Annotated in this window: 18 protein-coding genes; 17 read left to right on the forward strand and 1 reads right to left on the reverse strand. The window is 63.9% G+C overall.

Annotation, left to right across the window (positions count from 1 at the left end; genetic code table 11):
* The first annotated feature begins 317 nt into the window (after nt 1-317).
* The 7 genes from FJ936_RS09365 to FJ936_RS09395 all read left to right on the forward strand — a co-directional run bounded on the left by FJ936_RS09365 (nt 318) and on the right by FJ936_RS09395 (nt 7,026).
* The gene (locus FJ936_RS09365; RefSeq protein ID WP_141906454.1) at nt 318-875 is read left to right on the forward strand and encodes a cytochrome b; all 558 of its coding nucleotides are present in this window, start codon (nt 318-320) and stop codon (nt 873-875) included.
* A 292-nt stretch (nt 876-1,167) separates the two neighbouring features.
* A complete protein-coding gene (locus tag FJ936_RS09370; protein WP_141906455.1) occupies nt 1,168-2,070 on the forward strand; it encodes a MurR/RpiR family transcriptional regulator in 903 nt (300 codons plus the stop codon).
* Between the two features lie 87 nt (nt 2,071-2,157).
* Nucleotides 2,158-3,162 (forward strand): extracellular solute-binding protein, encoded by a 1,005-nt coding sequence (locus FJ936_RS09375; protein ID WP_141906456.1) that lies wholly within the window; start codon nt 2,158-2,160, stop codon nt 3,160-3,162.
* 22 nt (nt 3,163-3,184) lie between these two features.
* Nucleotides 3,185-4,993 carry an iron ABC transporter permease gene (locus tag FJ936_RS09380; protein WP_181763118.1) on the forward strand — a complete coding sequence of 603 codons (1,809 nt, stop codon included), beginning with the start codon at nt 3,185-3,187 and terminating at the stop codon, nt 4,991-4,993.
* Nucleotides 4,990-6,033, forward strand: a complete 1,044-nt coding sequence (locus FJ936_RS09385; protein WP_181763119.1) for an ABC transporter ATP-binding protein — start codon at nt 4,990-4,992, stop codon at nt 6,031-6,033. Before FJ936_RS09380 ends, FJ936_RS09385 begins: the two co-directional genes overlap by 4 nt.
* 25 nt (nt 6,034-6,058) lie before the next feature.
* Entirely contained in the window at nt 6,059-6,811 is a 753-nt protein-coding gene (locus FJ936_RS09390) for a COG4280 domain-containing protein (RefSeq protein WP_141906459.1), read from the forward strand.
* Nucleotides 6,811-7,026 carry a hypothetical protein gene (locus FJ936_RS09395; protein ID WP_141906460.1) on the forward strand — a complete coding sequence of 72 codons (216 nt, stop codon included), beginning with the start codon at nt 6,811-6,813 and terminating at the stop codon, nt 7,024-7,026. Before FJ936_RS09390 ends, FJ936_RS09395 begins: the two co-directional genes overlap by 1 nt.
* On the opposite strand, the gene FJ936_RS09400 is transcribed toward FJ936_RS09395, so the two are convergent.
* Nucleotides 7,027-7,659, reverse strand: a complete 633-nt coding sequence (locus FJ936_RS09400) for an isoprenylcysteine carboxylmethyltransferase family protein (protein ID WP_141906461.1) — start codon at nt 7,657-7,659, stop codon at nt 7,027-7,029. It lies immediately after the preceding gene.
* A 236-nt stretch (nt 7,660-7,895) separates the two neighbouring features.
* Here FJ936_RS09400 and FJ936_RS09405 point away from each other — a divergent pair, with 236 nt between their 5' ends.
* The 10 genes from FJ936_RS09405 (at nt 7,896) to FJ936_RS09450 (ending at nt 16,879) form a co-directional block, all read left to right on the forward strand.
* The gene (locus FJ936_RS09405; protein WP_141906462.1) at nt 7,896-8,153 is read left to right on the forward strand and encodes a hypothetical protein; all 258 of its coding nucleotides are present in this window, start codon (nt 7,896-7,898) and stop codon (nt 8,151-8,153) included.
* 29 nt (nt 8,154-8,182) lie between these two features.
* Nucleotides 8,183-8,977 carry a hypothetical protein gene (locus FJ936_RS09410; protein ID WP_141906463.1) on the forward strand — a complete coding sequence of 265 codons (795 nt, stop codon included), beginning with the start codon at nt 8,183-8,185 and terminating at the stop codon, nt 8,975-8,977.
* 39 nt (nt 8,978-9,016) lie between these two features.
* The gene (locus tag FJ936_RS09415) at nt 9,017-9,586 is read left to right on the forward strand and encodes a tyrosine-protein phosphatase (protein WP_246680437.1); all 570 of its coding nucleotides are present in this window, start codon (nt 9,017-9,019) and stop codon (nt 9,584-9,586) included.
* A 60-nt stretch (nt 9,587-9,646) separates the two neighbouring features.
* Complete coding sequence (locus tag FJ936_RS09420; RefSeq protein WP_141906464.1) at nt 9,647-10,321, forward strand: winged helix-turn-helix domain-containing protein; 675 nt, start codon at nt 9,647-9,649, stop codon at nt 10,319-10,321.
* Nucleotides 10,322-10,384: 63 nt separating this feature from the next.
* A complete protein-coding gene (locus tag FJ936_RS09425) occupies nt 10,385-11,764 on the forward strand; it encodes an ATP-binding protein (protein ID WP_141906465.1) in 1,380 nt (459 codons plus the stop codon).
* Nucleotides 11,765-11,870: 106 nt separating this feature from the next.
* Nucleotides 11,871-12,473 carry a hypothetical protein gene (locus tag FJ936_RS09430; protein ID WP_141906466.1) on the forward strand — a complete coding sequence of 201 codons (603 nt, stop codon included), beginning with the start codon at nt 11,871-11,873 and terminating at the stop codon, nt 12,471-12,473.
* A 1-nt stretch (nt 12,474) separates the two neighbouring features.
* The gene (locus FJ936_RS09435) at nt 12,475-13,137 is read left to right on the forward strand and encodes an ABC transporter ATP-binding protein (RefSeq protein ID WP_141906467.1); all 663 of its coding nucleotides are present in this window, start codon (nt 12,475-12,477) and stop codon (nt 13,135-13,137) included.
* A complete protein-coding gene (locus FJ936_RS09440) occupies nt 13,130-13,798 on the forward strand; it encodes an ABC transporter ATP-binding protein (protein WP_141906468.1) in 669 nt (222 codons plus the stop codon). Before FJ936_RS09435 ends, FJ936_RS09440 begins: the two co-directional genes overlap by 8 nt.
* A complete protein-coding gene (locus FJ936_RS09445) occupies nt 13,774-16,455 on the forward strand; it encodes an ABC transporter permease (RefSeq protein ID WP_246680438.1) in 2,682 nt (893 codons plus the stop codon). Before FJ936_RS09440 ends, FJ936_RS09445 begins: the two co-directional genes overlap by 25 nt.
* Before the next feature lie 169 nt (nt 16,456-16,624).
* Nucleotides 16,625-16,879, forward strand: coding sequence for a DUF1344 domain-containing protein (locus FJ936_RS09450; RefSeq protein WP_141906469.1), 255 nt, complete (start codon nt 16,625-16,627; stop codon nt 16,877-16,879).
* Nucleotides 16,880-16,915 lie beyond the last annotated feature (36 nt).

A 16,915-nucleotide genomic window follows, 5' to 3' on the forward strand; every position in this document is an offset into this window, starting at 1 on the left:
TTCTCCCGGATAGTCTCAGCTATGACAATTTGCGTGGACCAATTCGTGGCAGATTGGTGATGGCGCATTTTTGAAGAGGAAGCTGAACCGCGCGCAACGGCAGCCGAATCTTTGACGGCGTCGAGCTCGCGCCGAAAGGCCTTGGCCGAGGTGGGTATTGCCGGAGTGATGATCCGCACCGGCATGCAGCGTTTAGGACAGCACTGAGACTCCGCACGTTGGAACCATCGCCACATCTTACCGATTCGTAATATAGCAGCCACAACTCTGCCAAGAAGCGACCCGAAGGAATGGCTTAAACAGGAGCCCTCATCGTAATGGCCTCTAATACCTACACCTCGGCCCAGAAGTTTTTGCACTGGACTCTCTTTGCCCTCGTCGTCTTTCTCTACACCCTGACCTACGGCGAGGATCTATTGCCCCGCGGCGACCCAACCGTCGATGTCATCTGGCGGCTGCACATTTCGTTTGGTCTTTTGTTGGCCGGGTTCGTCCTTTGGAGGGTGGTGTTGCGCGGTATTCGGGGGACACCGGACCTTCCCGATGAGATGTCGGCTCCTGAGCGAGCTGCGGCCAGGATTGGGCACCTGGTGCTTTACGCGCTGCTGATCGCGATCCCGGTTCTTGGTATTCTTTTGACTTGGCTCAGAGGCGACGCGTTGAGCTTCTTTGGCATCTTCACAGTGCCAGCTCCATTTCCTTCAGATCGATCAACAGCCCGGACAATTCGAGAGCTTCACTCCCTTTGCGCCAATGGCATTCTTATCGCGGCCGGTCTGCATGCCTCGGCTGCGCTTTATCACCATTTCATTCGTCGAGATGCAATTTTGACCAGGATGCTTCCAAGAGGATGGGGCGGTTCTCGTTCTGCCTGAGCGTGCGTTTTCGCTCTTACGGCTACTCCGAGGGTGCGTAGATCATGAAGACCGCTCCGGAGAATGGGATAGAACGACAGCGTAATTCGTCCAAAATGCTTGGCTCCTTCTAGCGGCCGCCGTGGGACGTGGGGGCTGCCCGCCCTGAACGTGGTTGCTGACAGGAGTTGTCGCAACTCTGTCGCGTTCAACACCCAGTTTACCTCACCGTGTCACACAGATGTAATGAACATTTCGGATTGTCCGCCCCGTAGCGGTTGCTACGAGACAGTTTCTTAAGCGGCCACCCGTGATGACAGCAGACGATTCCGAAGATCGGCAAAGCACCTTCGACGATCGCGTCGAGGCCGCTCTCGAAACCCTGCCACCGGCCGAGCAGCGCATGGCGCGCTTCTTCGTCAGCCAGAAGCAGTCGGTGCTGCTGGGATCGGCGGCCGAGATTGCGGCGCTCGCCGGCACCAGTGACGCCACGGTGGTCCGCACCGCGCGCTCGCTGGGGTTCGAGAGCCTCGCAGCACTGCGCCAGATGCTGCTGACGGACCTGACGGGAACCGTCTCGCCGGGCAAGCGGCTGGCCCACACGCTGCAGGAGACGGGCACCGACAGCGCGTCAGCGCTGCACCATGTCATTGGTCTTCACGAAGGCGTGCTGGAAGTGCTGAAGCGGCCCGACATGGAGGCCGCCTTCGCGCGAAGCGTCGACATTCTGGCGCGGGCCAACCGCCGCCACATCTTCGGCATCGGCCCGTCCGGCGCGATGGCTGAGTATGCCAGCCTGCAATTCAACAGGATCGGTCTGCCCAGCAGCGCGCTTTCGGTTTCAGGCGTGGCGCTCGCCGATCGCCTGCTCTGGTTGGCCAGCGGCGACGCCGTGCTGATGATGGCTTACGCGCCGCTCTATCGCGAGGTCGAGATCGTGCTCGACAAGGCCGCCCTGCACGACGTGCCGGTGGTGCTGATCAGCGACAACCTCGGACCGCTGGTGTCCGACAGGGTCGCCGCGACGCTGCCGGTGCCACGCGGCAAGGCCGACCACCTCGCCACGCATGGCGGCACCATGGTCCTCGTCGAGGCGATGATCATCGCCTTGGCCGCGAAGGCGGGCGAAACCGCGTTCGACAGCCTCGACAGGCTGAGCACCTTGCGCGGCGCCATCGACAAGGCATGGGTGAAACGAGGCACTCGAAAAAAGTAATCGCCGTTGACATAAAAGCGTCAGCAATAACAAGATAATATAAAATTGGCCATTACTCTGCCTTTCTCAGATAAACAGGAGAGATAAATGAATATAAGAACGACGCTTGGACTTGCGTTGAGTTTGACGGCTCTGTCGGTTTCCGCACCGGCTTCGGCCGCCGACCTTGTTCTCTATGATGCGCTCGACTTCGCCGGTCCGGTCGCGAAAGCTTTCCAGGCCAAGACCGGACTGACCGTCGATGTCGTCGAGCCCGGCAGCACCGGCGAGACGCTGGGCAAGATCGCCGCCGAAGGCAATAACCCGCAATTCGACATCGTCTGGCTCGACGGCTCCGCCGTCATGGAACGGATGGCGGCCGACCATGTGCTGCAGCCGATCCCGGCCGACGAGTTTGACAAGGTCGCCTTCACCGATCTCGGTAAGTCGCTGGTGCCGCAAAGCCATGCCTTCCTGCCGACCGGCACCAGCACCACGGCCATCGAGGTCAACACCAAGAAGGTGCAGGCCGACAAGATGCCGAAGTCGTGGGCCGACCTCGAGGCCTTCGCCGGCAGCGTCGCCGCCAAGGATCCCAACCTCTCCGGCCCGGCCTATCAGTGGCTGGCCGGCTTCTTCCAGACCAATGGCGTCGACGCCGGCAAGGCGCTGCTCGGCAAGACGCTGACCAACAAGTCCCTGTCCGGCCTGTCCAGCGGCGGAAAGGTCAACAAGGCGGTACTGACCGGCGACGCCGCGGTCGGCATCAACCAGGACAGCGCCATCTTCTCGAAGATCGCTGCGGGCGAGCCGGTCATCGCGGTCTATCCGAGCGAGGGCTCGGTCTCGTTGCCGCAAGGTCTCGGCATCAGCGCCAAGTCCGAGCATATGGACGTGGCACGCAAGTTCATCGAATTCGTCACCAGCGCCGACGGCCAGGCCGCCATGCAGAATGGCGACGACACCGACTTCTTCTTCATTCCGATCGTCAAGGGCGTCAACGCCAAGCCTGGCCGCGAGACCAATATCAGCTACACGCATCTCAACGACGCCACAGCGTCCTCCCATGAGAGCGAATGGAAGCAGTGGTACAAGGACAATTTCGTCCAGTGACCGCGCTGTTCAGACGATGACCATGGTGCTCAATCGCAACGCCGCCGGGTTCACCGGCGGCGTTGGCTCCCGCAGGCCGCCACGCCTCGGCCTGGCCGTACTGTTGCGCCAAGGCGGTCCGATCGCGGTCTACGCGGTATTTGCGCTACTGATCGGATTGCCGCTTTCGCTCGTGTTGCTGCAGGCCGTCATGCCGGGGCTCTTCGGCGGAGAGGCGGCAAGCGTTTTCAGCCTCGAGCCGCTGAAGCGCGTTTTTTCCTCACCCTACATTGCCGGCTCGGTCCTGCATTCGCTCGAGCTCGGTGTGCTCGCGGCCTTCACCACCACGGTGCTCGGCGGCGCTTTTGCGGTGCTGGTGCAGCGCTGCGACGTCCCGTTGCGCGGCGCGATCTCGATCGTGCCCTGGCTGGTGTTCCTGACGCCGTCCTATCTAAAGGCGCTCGCCTGGGTGCTTTTGATGTCGTCGGGCGGCTATCTGGCGCAACTCGGCCTGCTGCCGCCGGCGCTGGGCGCGGATTTCTTCGGGCTGGCGGGCCTCGTCTTCGTCCATACGCTCAGCCTGTTTCCGCTGGCGGCTTTCATCATCGGCAGCGCATTGGCGGGTTTGGGCAGCGAACTGGAAGACGCGGCGCGTCTTTCGGGCGCCGGTCCGCTCAGGGTCTGGCTTCGCGTCAACGGCCCGCTGCTGGCGCCGGCGATCGCACTCTCCTTCATCGCCACCTTCGCCGAGGTGCTGTCGGATTTCGGCCTGGCCTCGACCATTGCCAGGATGTCGAGCTTCGGTGTCCTGACCTACGGCATCTATGCGGCGGCGAGCGATTATCCGGTCGACTTTCCCGCCGCCGGCGCACAGGCGCTGGTGCTGCTCGCTCTCGTGTTGCTGGTCGTGGCAGTCGACCGGCTGCTGCGCCGCCGCGCCGATCCGCATCTGATTTCCGGACGCGCCAAGCCAGCCCGGCTTTACGACCTCGGCCGATGGCGCTGGCTCGCCCTGGCGGCCGCGCTCGCAGTCGTCTTCCTGGCGCTGATCCTGCCGCTTGGTGCGATCGCCGCGCGGGCGCTGACCAGCACGCTCGGACACGGTCTAGTTCCGGAAAACTTCACCTTGGCCAACCTCGCCGCGGCGCTCACGCTCAACACTGCCGCCAACGATGGGCTGGTGCGCAGCCTGTTCTATGCCGGCCTTACCGCCGTCATTGCCAGCACGCTGGCGCTGCTTTTGTCCGCGCAGCTTGGCCGTTCGAGCCCGTTCATGCGAACCATGGTCCTCGGCCTGTCGCTCGGCGCGGTCGCCATACCGGGCATTGTGCTCGGCTTCGGCTACATCCTGGTCTGGAACCGGCTGCCGGGGTTCCGCGACTGGCCGTTCCCGCACTATGGCGACGGCTCGCTGCTGGTCATGGGCTATGTGGCGGCGGCACTTCCCTACTGTCTCGTGGTCATCCTGTCGGCCATCGGCCAGCTGGCGCCCAGCCTGACCGACGCCGCGCGACTGCATGGCGTCGGCGCGCTGCGGCGTTTGCTGTCGGTCACCTTGCCGCTGATTGTGCTCAGTGTCGTCACCGCTTTCCTGCTGACCTTCATCCGCACGGTGTTCGAATTGCCGATGTCGCAGATGCTCATCCCGCAAAGCGGCCCGCCGGCGCCGACGCTGATCCTGAAACTGTTCAGCCATGACCGCGACGGGCTGGCCTGTGCGATCGCCCTGGTCGCGATGACGGTCGCCGGAGGTACGGCGGCCCTGATATGGTACCCGCTGAACCGGTTCGTCGGACCGGGACGGCGTCGTGCACACGGCCGCCGCGAGGTTGCCTTGGAAAAACTGCCATGACCGCTTCGCTCAATTGCGCCGGCATCTGCAAATCGCTCGGCGGCCGCGCCGTGCTGAGCGACCTCGATCTGGCAATCAGCGCCGGCGAGGTGGTGTCGCTTCTGGGTCCGAGCGGCTCCGGCAAGACCACGCTGCTGCGCAGCATCGCCGGGCTGGTCGATCCGGAACGCGGCACCATCACCCTCGACAATCGCATCGTCTGGAGTGAGAGAACGGTAGTGCCGCCGGAAAAGCGGCGGATCGGCATGGTGTTCCAGGACTATGCTCTCTGGCCGCATATGACGGTGGCCGGAAATCTGGCCTTCGGCCTGCAGTCGCAGCGTCTGTCCGAGCGCGACGTCGCGGCGCGCCTTGGACATGCCCTGGAGGTCACACGCCTTGCGCCCTATTGCGATCGCTATCCGGCCGAACTCTCGGGCGGCCAGCAGCAGCGCGTCGCCATCGCCCGCTGCCTCGCCGCCCGACCGGCGCTGATGCTGTTCGATGAGCCGCTCAGCAATCTGGACGCTGCACTGCGCGAGGACATGCGCATCGAGATGATGGAATTGGTGCGCCGCGAGACCGCCACCGTGATCTACGTCACGCATGACCAGGCCGAGGCGATGGCAGTTTCCGATCGCATCGCGGTGATGCGCGACGGTCGCATTGCCCAGTTCGACACGCCGCGCGCGATCTACGAAGCGCCGGCCGATTCTTTCGTCGCCGGTTTCATCGGTGGCTTCTCGGTGGTGCCCGGCGTGGTCCAGGACGGGCTGTTCAGGCTGCGCGACAGCGATGCCGAAAGCCTGCGCACGCCCGGCGCCCGGTCCGGCGAGGGCATGCTGGTGGTACGCCCCGAAGATGCCCGGCCGGCCGAAGCCCATCCCGCAAATCGGCTGCAGGGCCGGGTGCTGTCGAGCGCCTTCCAGGGCCGTTGCTGGCGGCTGGCGGTGGAACTCGGACGGCAGCGCGTAAGGCTCGACTGGCCGGAGGCGCCGCCGGTCGGCTCGTCGCTCGCTTTCTCCCTGCCGCCGGAGCGCTGTATCGTCCTGACCCACTAGCGATTCTCGAACACAAGGTATCTTCATGCATGGCCTGACGCCGATACTCTCCACCGTCACCGCTTCGTTCCTGGCGTCCTTCGTCGAGGTCGTCGAAGCCTTCACCATCGTGCTCGCGGTCGGCGTGACGCGCAGCTGGCGGCCGGCGTTGACCGGCGCGGCGCTGGCGCTGGCCGCTCTGGCGGCGCTGGTCCTGGCCTTCGGTCCGCTGCTGGCACTGGTGCCTATCACCGTCCTGCAATTCGTCGTCGGCGTGCTGTTGATCCTGTTCGGCATGCGCTGGCTGCGCAAAGCCATCCTGCGCAGCGTCGGCGTCATCGCCTTGCATGACGAGGCGGCAGCCTTCTCCAAGGAAACGGCCGCGCTCAGCCGCCAGGCCGGCGAGCGCCGGGCCGACTATCTGGCGGGTCTGGCGTCGTTCAAGGCGGTTTTGCTCGAGGGCGTCGAAGTGGTGTTCATCGTCATTGCCGTCGGTGCCGCCCACGGCCAGACGTTCTACGCCGGCACGGGCGCGCTGGCCGCCTTCGTACTGGTGATGCTGATCGGTCTCGCCGTGCACCGGCCGTTGGCGCAGGTGCCGGAGAACGCGCTTAAATTCGTCGTCGGCCTGATGCTGACCAGCTTCGGCATCTTCTGGACCGGCGAAGGTCTTGGCGCCGACTGGCCCGGCGCCGATCTCGCGCTACTTGTCATTTTCGCAATCGTTGCGTTGGCGTCCCTGGCCATCGTGCGCTGGCTGCGCGCTATCCATACCGCGCCGGCTGAAGGAGCCGCCTGATGAACGTCATTGGTCTCGTGCTGAAGGAACTCGTCGGCATGTTCGTCGACGACGGCAATTTGGCGCTGCTGGCGCTGACCCTGATCGCCCTGGTCACCGCAGCGGTGAAATTGCTGGCTTTGCCGCCGCTCATCGGCGGCTGCCTGCTTCTGATCGGCTGCCTGGCGATCCTTCTGGACAGCGCCCGCCGCGCCGCGCGCGACAGGCAGCGCTGATCAGTAGACTGTGAAGAGCGTCGGCAGCACGCCGCTCAGCCTGAAATGCTCGACCGTTTCGATGAGCGGGAACAGAGCCAAAAAATAGAGCCCGTCATAAAACGTGCTCTTCAACGCGCGGGTGGAAAAAGACCATTCGTCCTGATCCGTATAAAGCGCCGGGTTCGGCCAGAACCGGGGCGTCCGCTCAGCATAAGCCGTGTAGGCGGCGCCGAACTTACCGAGCAGGAATTCGGCCTCCTTGCGCGCGGTGAAGCGGAACACGAAGAAGCTCACGGCACCCAGGAACGCGGCCGCCAGCACTGACCCGAACATCAGTCCGATGCCGACCGCGCCAACGGTCGAGAAAAAATAGAGCGGGTTCTGTGTCACCGAAAACGGGCCGGAGACGATCAGCTCGCCATTCTTCCTGCCGCCGACATAAAGAATGCTCCACAGCCGGCCAAGGAAGCAGGCGAGCACGAGGATGAAGCCGGCCAGCTCCATATATTCATGCCCGTCCGAGCCTTCTGTGAGAAACGGCTCCGTAAACAGCAGCAGGACAATGGCCGCCACGGCTGCGACCTGGACGAGGATCAGGCGCTTGTGCTGGTCAAAGGGCTTCGGCGCCGATTTGAGGGATGTGTAGGCCATTCTTTTGCTGCTCCGGCGGCCATCGGGAGGCATGGGGACGTGACGTTTCTCCACTAGCCCGTCTGCCGGCTCATGGCGAGGGCCAGGCTTCATTTTCGGTCTTTCTTACCAATTTGTAAGGCGGCGGACAGGCTGAGGTGAATTGCCCCGCCTAACCTTCTCTTCGCCGCCACACGAGATTTGAGGCGGCTTGGATAGGTGCAGCCGGACTCCGGCTCAAGACGGGACATTGAACCATGACCAGATTTGCCCTTCCCCTGGCGATAGCCACGATTGCCGTGGCCAATCCGCTCTCATCGGCCATTGCCGCACCGACGCCTTGCGAGACCGTGCTGAAAGATCTGCGCGTCGCCGAAGCCACGGCGAAACTCGGCGATGCCGACAAGAACAAGGTGTCCGAACTGGAGACCAAAGGCATTGAGCGCTGCAACGCCGACGACGACAAGCGCGCCGACGGCTTCTTTGCCCAGGCGATGAAGATTCTCGGCAAGTAATTCCCGCACAGACCCGAATGGATATCGCCATGACCTCACTGGCCGACAAGCCCGTCGCGCCGGCACTCAACCGGGTTCCGGACGTCACCATCGATTTCTGGCTGATCAAGGTCATGGCGGTCACCATGGGGGAGACGGCGGCCGACTATCTGGCTGTCAATCTCGGGCTCGGCCTCACCGTCACTTCGCTGATCATGACCGGCGTGCTGATCGTCGCGCTGGTTGTTCAGTTCGCGCAGAAGCGCTATGTGCCCTGGGCCTACTGGCTGGCGGTGGTGCTGATCAGCATTGTCGGCACCCTGGTCACCGACAATCTCGTCGACAATTTCGGCGTGCGGCTGGAGACAACGACGATTGTGTTTTCCATCCTGCTCGCCTTGACCTTCGCGGTCTGGTACGGCAGCGAGAAGACGCTGTCGATCCACACCATCTTCACCACCAGGCGCGAGGTCTTCTACTGGCTGGCGATCCTGTTTACCTTCTCGCTCGGCACCGCGGCCGGCGACCTGGTGGCCGAGCGCTTAGACATGGGCTATCTCACCACCGGGCTGATCTTCGGCGGCGTGATCGCGCTGATCGCCCTTGCCTATTATTTTCTCGGCCTGAACGGTGTCCTTGCCTTCTGGCTTGCCTATATCCTGACCCGGCCGCTCGGTGCCTCGTTCGGCGACCTGCTTTCGCAGCCGGTCGAATATGGCGGCATGGGCTTCGGAACCACTTTCACCAGTCTGGTCTTCCTCGGCTGCATCATTGCGTTGGTGCTTTACATGACGCTGAAGAAGGGTAGCGATGAGGCCGATGAAATCCTGATCGAAAACGACTAACTATGGCGTAAGAGCAGACGGCAACGAGGAATCCAATCGGTGAGGGCATCGCGGCGCATCAGGGTCTGGACGGCAGCGGCGCTCGGCGTGTTCGCATGCGCCGGCGGCGCGCTTGCGGCCACCCATCTGAACGATAATTTCCATGTTATTGTCGAGGGCCAGGCCTATCGTTCAGCGCAGCCGACGGCCGATGAGATCGCCGGCTATCGCCGCGACGAGCACATCGCGGCGATTGTCAATCTGCGCGGCGCCGCCCCCGGCCAGGAATGGTACGACGCCGAGGTGCGCGTGGCCAAGCAACTCGGCATCCGCCATATCGACTTCGCCATGTCGGCGCGCACGACATTGACCCGGCAGCAGTCGCTTGCCCTGATAGCGTTGATGAAATCGGCACCCAAGCCATTGCTGATCCATTGCCAGGCGGGATCCGACAGAAGTGGCCTGGCGGCGGCCCTCTACACGGCCGCGATCGCGCACGCCGGCGAGGAGAAGTCAGAGGCGCAGCTCTCGATCCGCTTTGGTCATATCGCCATTCCGATTATTGGCACCTATGAAATGGACCAGAGTTTCGAGAACATGGAGCCGGCGTTGGGTTTTTTCGGTTCGTGAGCTTTTCTGGGCAGCGCCACCACCGGCGCTTGCATTTCGATATTATATGGGCACGCAACGATGCGCCTTTTACTTGTCGAGGATGAACCAAGAACCGCCGCCTATGTCGTCCGCGGGCTGACCGAAGCCGGCCATGTCTGCGATCTCCTGCGCAATGGTCATGACGGGCTCTTTGCCGCGACCCGCGATGCCTATGACGTGATCATCGCCGACCGTATGATCCCCGGACTCGACGGCCTGTCCATGATCAAGGCGGCGCGCGCCGCGGGCGTACGCACGCCGGCGATATTCCTGACCTCCATCGGCGGTGTCGACGACCGGGTCGAGGGCTTGGAGGCCGGCGGGGACGACTATCTGGTCAAGCCATTCGCCTTTTCCGAACTGCTCGCCCGCATCAACGCGCTTGGCCGCCGGCCGGCAGCGCAGGAGCAGAAGACGGCGTTGCGGGTCGCCGATCTCGAGATGGACCTGATCATGCGCCGGGTGACCAGGCAGGGCCAGACGATCGACCTGCAGCCGCGGGAGTTCAGCCTGCTCGAAGTGCTGATGCGCGGCGAAGGCCGCGTCATCACCCGCACCATGCTTCTGGAGCGCGTCTGGGACTTCCATTTCGAGCCCAAGACCAGCGTCGTCGAAACCCATATCAGCCGGCTGCGGGCCAAGGTCGACAAGCCGTTCGAGGTGCCGCTCATCCACACCGTGCGCAACACCGGCTACAGCCTGCATGCAGTCTGAGCAATCTCAGGAAAAATGCGCGGCGGTTTTCCGTTCGGAATTGCCGCAGGCCATAGCTGAGGCATGAGCAGGATGCGCGCCAGCCTGCTGAGCAGCACGCCGTTCAGGCTGGCGTTGGCCTTCGCCTTCCTGTTCGTGCTGGCCTTCATCCTCTCCGGCTCCATCGTCTATCGCCTGATGAGCAGCGACCTCGCAAGACGGTTGGATGAATCGATCAAGGAAACCTATTCGGTCGTGGCCGTGACTTATGCCGAAAGTGACCAGGAGGATCTCATCTCCACGGTCAACGACCATGCACGGCTCAGCGCAGGCAAAGAACAGCTATTTTCGCTGACCGACGCCAAAGGCAATCATCTGGCGGGCAATTTCGCCGCCTCCAACCTGCCCGACGGCTTTTCGATGTTTGCCGCGAGGCTGCCGGGCGTGCCATCCGATACCATGTACCGCGCCTATTCGGGTGAGGTTGGCGGCAACAGTTTGACGGTCGCCTTCTCGCTGTCGGAAACCGAGGAACTGGAAACCATCGTGCTGATGAGCTTCGGTTGGGGAACGCTCTTCATCCTGGGCCTTGCGATCGCCGGTGGCGCCGTGCTCGCATCGCGCGTCCAGCGCCGCCTCGACGGCATCGCTTCCACCATGGTCGACGTCTCGCATGGGCGGCTCGACGCCCGCATCCCGCTGATCGGCAATGGCGACGACATCGATGCCGTCTCTGGCCAAGTGAACGCCGCGCTTGATCGCCTGTCGGCGCTGGTCGACGGCATGCGGGAGGTCAGCGCCAACATCGCGCATGATCTGAAGACGCCGCTCAACCGGCTGCAAATGATCCTGGAATCCGCCGCCGACAAGACCGCGTCGGGCGAGGATGTTTCCAGCGAACTGGCTGACGCGCGTGCCGAGAGCGTGCAAATCAACGAGACCTTCGACGCGCTGCTGCGCATCGCGCAGATCGAGGCGGGCGCACGCAAGGCCCGGTTCGTCGAATTGGACCTCGGCGACGTCGTCGAAACCATGGGCGAAATCTATGCCGATGTCGCCGACGATGACGGAAAGTCGCTGTCGGCAGAGATCGTCCCAGAAGCGGAATGGCTTATCCACGGCGATCGGGAACTGCTGATGCAGATGGTCGCCAACCTCGTGGAGAACGCGTTGCGGCACTGCCCCCGAGGCACGGCCATCGAATTGTCGGTAACCCCGCAAGGCGACCGCATCCTGGCCAATGTGTACGACAATGGCCCCGGCATACCGGCGGAGGAGCGCGAAAAAGTCTTTCAGCGGCTTTACCGGCTGGATTCGAGCCGCTCGACGCCCGGCAGCGGCCTCGGCTTAAGTCTGGTGCGGGCGATAGCCGACCTGCATGGCGCGACCATTTCGCTCGAAGACAGACATCCCGGCCTGGCGGTCGTGGTCAGCTTCCCGGCGGCGAGGCCGCCAGGCGCCTGAAGCAAGGCGTTTTGCAGCTTACCAATCCGTATGAATGAGGCGACCTCACCGTAAGTTTGGCGCGGCATAGTGGTGCACATGTCGATCCATCGAAAGGCAGTATGACATGATCGTTTTTCGTCAGAAAGTTACCCGGTTCCTGCCTGCCCTGTCGCTCGCCGCATACCTGGCCGCCGGAGGCCTGCTCCCCGGCCCCGCCGTCGGCCCGGCAGCCGCCGCCGAAAAGGCTGTTCCCGCCGAAAAGAACCCGCCCGGCGACATCCCCGACAGCCAGGTCTTCATCGATTATGCCTCGCCGGAAGGCTTCACCATGAAGGTGCCGGAAGGATGGGCGCGGTCCGACCGCGCCGATGGCGCGAGCTTCATAGACAAGCTCGACGGTGTCGTCGTCTCGGTGGCCAAGGCGGATACCGCGCCCACCGTTGAAAGCGCCAAGGCGGACTATGTTCCGAAGCTGGAAGCCAGCGAACGGGCGGTACGGGTGACCGCGGTCAAGCAGGTCAATCTGCCCGCTGGTCCGGCGATCCGCATCGTCTATACCTCCAATTCCGAACCGAACGCCGTGACCAACAGGCAGGTTCGTCTCGAAGACGAACGCTACCTCTATTTCAAGAACGGCAAGCTCGTCACGCTGGAGCTTTACGCGCCCAAGGGCGCCGACAATGTCGATCAATGGCAGCTGATGTCCAACTCATTCCACTGGAAATGACATGCACGTGCTGGAAGCGCACGAGCTCTACCGGTTCTTCCATATAGGTGACGACGAGACCGCCGCCCTGCGCGGCGTCAGCTTTCATCTGTCGGCCGGCGAGATCGTCGCTCTTGTGGGACCCTCCGGAAGTGGAAAATCAACGCTGCTGTCCTGCGTGACGGGACTGGACGAGCCGGACGGCGGCTATGTCGAAGTCGGCGGCTCACGTCTGACCCGCAGACCGGAGACCGAGCGCACGCGCATTCGCGCCGCCAGTTTCGGCATTCTCCTGCAATCCGGGAATCTGTTCGGCCATCTCACTGTGGAGCAGAACCTGCGGCTGCAGATGCTGCTGGCAGGAAGATCGGACGAGAAGCGAATCGCCATGCTCCTCGAAAGCGTCGATCTCCTGCATCGGGCCTGGGCTCTCCCGACCGAGCTTTCCGGCGGCGAGGTGGCGCGTGCCGGCCTTGCGGTGGCGCTCGCGGCTAATCCGCCGATCCTGGTCGCCGACGAGCCGACGGCCGAGGTCGACCGCGACACCGAAACCCGTCTGATCGCGCAGTTCGAGGCGCGCCGCCAGGCTGGCTTGGCAACGCTCATCGCCACCCACAGCAAGGCGCTTGCCCATATGGCCGACCGCATCATTACCTTGAAGGACGGGAGGATCGACGGTGAGTGACCCGCTCGTTATCTGCCGCGGCATCGGCCGCAATTTTCAGCGCGGGGTCGCGGCGCTGCGCGATGTCCATTGCAGGATTTCGGCCGGCGCACGCATTGCGCTGGTCGGCCGGTCCGGCAGCGGCAAGACGACCTTGCTGCATATTGTCGGCGGACTGGACCGGCCGACGGCTGGCAGCATCGAATGGCCGGGACTTGGACCGTTCGACGAACTGAGGCCGCGCCAGATCGGATTGGTGTTCCAGTCCCCGAGCCTGTTCCCCGCCCTGACCGCCGCCCAGAATGTGGCCCTGCCGCTGGTGCTAGCCGGCGAACACATGGCCGCCGGCGCCAACACCAGGGCGCTGCTGGATAGCTTCGGCCTCGGCGAGCTTGCCGATAAATTGCCCGAGGAATTGTCCGGCGGACAGTCACAGCGCATAGCCATGGCCCGAGCACTCGTCATGCGGCCGAAGCTGGTTCTCGCCGACGAGCCCACCGGTCAGCTCGACAGCGTCACGGCGCAGTTCTTCTTCGATACCGTCCTGGAACAGCTGGAAGGCACTGATACAGCGCTTGTCGTGGCGACCCACGACGAGGCGGTAGCCGCCCGGATGGCAACCAGATGGACGATGGACCATGGCCGGCTTGTCTCCGAATGGCCAAGACACGAGGCGGCATGAAGGTGGCGTGGCTCTGGATACGCGGCATTCTGGCAAGGCGCTTTCTGCGCGTGGCAGGCGCCACCGCGGGTGTTGCGATGACCGTCGCCCTGCTCGCGGCGATGACGCTTTTCCTGGTCCAGGCAAGCGCTTCGATGACCTCCCGCGCCATCGGCGCAGTGCCGATCGACTGGCAGGTGCAGGTGATTTCCGGCGCCGATCCGGTATCCATCCGCAAGGCGATGGCAGACGCCGCGCCGGTCAAGGCCGTCCATGGCGTAAGCTATGCCGACGTGGCGGGCTTCGAAGCATCGACCGGCGGCACGACGCAAACCACCGGTCCGGGCCAGGTCGTTGCCTTCGACAGCGGCTATCTCGCGGATTTTCCCGCCGAGATCCGCTTGCTGTCGGGCAGCAGGGATGGCGTCCTGGTCGCGCAGCAGACGGCGGCCAACCTCCATGTCCAACCAGGCGATACGGTTTCGATCAAGCCGACAGGTCTGCCGCCGGCGACGGTCAGGATAGCGGGCGTGGTCGATCTTCCCGACGCGGATTCGCTGTTCCAGGCCGTCGGTCTGCCGGCCCAGGCCGCGCCGCAAGCGCCTCCCGACAATGTGCTGGTGCTGCCGCGGCAAGACTGGCAAGGGCTCTTCGAACCGCAGTTGAAGCTGCGCCCCGACACCGTCCGGCTGCAATGGCATGCGCGGCTCGCCCATGATGTGCTGCCGACCGACCCTGTCGCGGCCTACACTTTCGTCACCGGCGCGCAACGGAACCTAGAGGCAAGAACCGTTGGCCAGGCTCTCGTTGCCGACAATCTCGGTTCGCGCCTCGGAGCGGTCCGCGAGGACTCGCTTTACGCCTCGGTTCTCTTCCTCTTCCTGGGATTGCCCGGCATCGCGCTGGCCATGGCGCTTACCTTCGCGGTGACGTCCTCCGGTGCGGTGCGGCGGCGGATGGAACAGGCCCTGCTGCGCGTGCGCGGCGCCACCACGCAAGCGGTCCTGTTCCTCTCGGCTGTCGAGGCGGCGCTGGTAGCCGTCGCCGGAACCGCCCTTGGCCTTGCGGAGGCATGGCTCTTTGGACCTGCCGGCGCGCCAGGTCCGCAGCCGATTTCGGCGGTGAGCGATCGGCCGCTGCTTTTCGTGGCGCTGTTCGGGGTGGCGCTGGGCTTCGCAGCCTTGCTGTTTCCGGCCTGGCGCGATGCGCGCCTGACCACCGTCGCGGCGGCGCGGCGTACCGTCGGGCGCGGCGCCGTGCCGCTCTGGCGGCGGCTGTGGCTGGACGTGGTGCTGCTCGGCTGCTCAGGGTTTCTCTTCTGGCAGTCGGCCGGCACCGGATATCAGATCGTGCTGGCGCCCGAAGGCGTCGCCGCGACCTCGGTCGACTACAAGGCCTTCATCGCGCCCGCGCTGTTCTGGCTCGGCACGGCGCTGCTGACGATCAGGCTGTCGGGCATGGTGATCGCGCGAAACAGCGGGCTATTGCGGGCAATCGTGGCCCCGGTGTCCGGGCCGCTGGCGCCTGTGGTGTCGGCCGCCTTGTCGAGGCAGCCGGGGCGGCTCACGACCGGCATCGCCATGACGGCGCTGGCCATCTCCTTCGCCACGTCGACGGCAATCTTCAACACGACCTACAATGCCCAGGCCCGCATCGACGCCGAACTGACCAATGGTTCCGAAGTCACCGTGTTCGGCACATCCGAGAAGCCGGCCGGAACACACATCGCGGCGCTGACCACACTGACCGCGGCAGCCGCCGTGGAGCCAATGCAGCATCGTTTCGCCTATGTAGGCGCCGATCTGCAGGACCTCTACGGCATCGACCCCGCAAATATCGGGCGCGCCACCAATCTCTCCGACGCCTATTTCAGCGGCGCCAGCGCCGCCGCCACGCTCGACCGGCTTGCCGCCACGCCGGACGGCGTCCTTGTTTCAGAAGAAACCGTGAATGACTTCCAGCTCCAGCAGGGCGATACGATCAATCTGCGGCTGATCGATGCGAAGGATCACCAGTACCATTCGGTCGCATTCAAGTTCATCGGGGTCGCGCGTGAATTTCCGACGGCGCCGAAGGATTCCTTCCTCGTCGCCAATGCAGCCTATGTGGCGCGCATGACCGGGTCGAACGCATCCGAATATGTCCTGATGCGGGCAAAGCGCGATCCGGCGGCGCTTGCGCGGCAGGCCGCATCGGTGCTCTCCTTCGATCCCGCGCTAAAGGTCACCGATATCGGCCAGGCGGCGCATCTCATCGGGTCGAGCCTGACCGCAGTCGATCTTGGTGGGCTGACGCGGATCGAACTCGGCTTTTCTGTCGTGATGGGCGCCGCGGCCGCTGGCCTCGTGCTGGCGCTGGGCTTCGCAGAACGCCGGCGGCCCTTTGCCATACTTGGCGCCATCGGTGCCAGGCCGTCGCAGCTGGCCGCCTTCCTGTGGGGCGAAGGCCTCGTCATCATTCTCGGCGGGCTGATCTTTGGCTTGCTGTCGGGAGTCCTCACCGCATGGATGCTGGTGAAGCTCCTGACAGGCGTGTTCGATCCGCCCCCGGAGACGCTTTCGGTGCCATGGCTGCATCTGGCGATCGTGCTTGGGCTGGTCGTGGCGTCGGTCTCGGCGGCGGTGCTTTCGGCCAGGCCTTCGTCGGGGCTGACTGCCGAGCCGTTACGTGACCTGTGAGGTCCCGCAGCCTTACGCATTTGTAAGGCCCCGGCCAGCCGGTCGAAAACTCCATGGCCTAATGTCGTTCTCGCTCCCTCCGCGGCCGGGGCCACGATCCGGCAAATCCGGATCCTGCCAAAACCGCCCGGGGCAATGCCCTTGGCTACGCAATGAAAGGAAAACCAAGATGAAGAAATCAGTCATCGCTGCTGCTACGATCCTGGCAATCGCATCCTCCACCGGTGCTTACGCGAAGGCGGCCACCGGCACCATTGCAAGCGTCGACAAGAAAAGTGATGCTATCACCCTGTCCGACGGCAAGACATTCACCTTGCCGGAAGGAATCGAAGCCGAGACGCTAAAGGTCGGCGAGAAGGTCACCGTCACCTACTCGGCGAAAGCCGGCAAACTGACGGCCTCGAGCATCCAGCCGGCCAAATAGGCCACCCGTATCCGGTCGCGGGCCTTTCCGGCGGGG

The organism is Mesorhizobium sp. B2-4-13, from assembly GCF_006658535.1.
Taxonomy (GTDB): Bacteria; Pseudomonadota; Alphaproteobacteria; order Rhizobiales; family Rhizobiaceae; genus Mesorhizobium; species Mesorhizobium australicum.

Coding starts and splice junctions, on each gene's coding strand:
- FJ936_RS09380 (WP_181763118.1), top strand. CDS start 3,185: ATGGTGCTCAATCGCAACGCCGCCGGGTTCACCGGCGGCGTTGGCTCC.
- FJ936_RS09400 (WP_141906461.1), bottom strand. CDS start 7,659: ATGGCCTACACATCCCTCAAATCGGCGCCGAAGCCCTTTGACCAGCAC.
- FJ936_RS09450 (WP_141906469.1), top strand. CDS start 16,625: ATGAAGAAATCAGTCATCGCTGCTGCTACGATCCTGGCAATCGCATCC.
- FJ936_RS09395 (WP_141906460.1), top strand. CDS start 6,811: ATGAACGTCATTGGTCTCGTGCTGAAGGAACTCGTCGGCATGTTCGTC.
- FJ936_RS09420 (WP_141906464.1), top strand. CDS start 9,647: ATGCGCCTTTTACTTGTCGAGGATGAACCAAGAACCGCCGCCTATGTC.
- FJ936_RS09405 (WP_141906462.1), top strand. CDS start 7,896: ATGACCAGATTTGCCCTTCCCCTGGCGATAGCCACGATTGCCGTGGCC.
- FJ936_RS09430 (WP_141906466.1), top strand. CDS start 11,871: ATGATCGTTTTTCGTCAGAAAGTTACCCGGTTCCTGCCTGCCCTGTCG.
- FJ936_RS09385 (WP_181763119.1), top strand. CDS start 4,990: ATGACCGCTTCGCTCAATTGCGCCGGCATCTGCAAATCGCTCGGCGGC.
- FJ936_RS09445 (WP_246680438.1), top strand. CDS start 13,774: ATGGCCAAGACACGAGGCGGCATGAAGGTGGCGTGGCTCTGGATACGC.
- FJ936_RS09375 (WP_141906456.1), top strand. CDS start 2,158: ATGAATATAAGAACGACGCTTGGACTTGCGTTGAGTTTGACGGCTCTG.
- FJ936_RS09435 (WP_141906467.1), top strand. CDS start 12,475: ATGCACGTGCTGGAAGCGCACGAGCTCTACCGGTTCTTCCATATAGGT.
- FJ936_RS09365 (WP_141906454.1), top strand. CDS start 318: ATGGCCTCTAATACCTACACCTCGGCCCAGAAGTTTTTGCACTGGACT.
- FJ936_RS09410 (WP_141906463.1), top strand. CDS start 8,183: ATGACCTCACTGGCCGACAAGCCCGTCGCGCCGGCACTCAACCGGGTT.
- FJ936_RS09425 (WP_141906465.1), top strand. CDS start 10,385: ATGAGCAGGATGCGCGCCAGCCTGCTGAGCAGCACGCCGTTCAGGCTG.
- FJ936_RS09370 (WP_141906455.1), top strand. CDS start 1,168: ATGACAGCAGACGATTCCGAAGATCGGCAAAGCACCTTCGACGATCGC.
- FJ936_RS09390 (WP_141906459.1), top strand. CDS start 6,059: ATGCATGGCCTGACGCCGATACTCTCCACCGTCACCGCTTCGTTCCTG.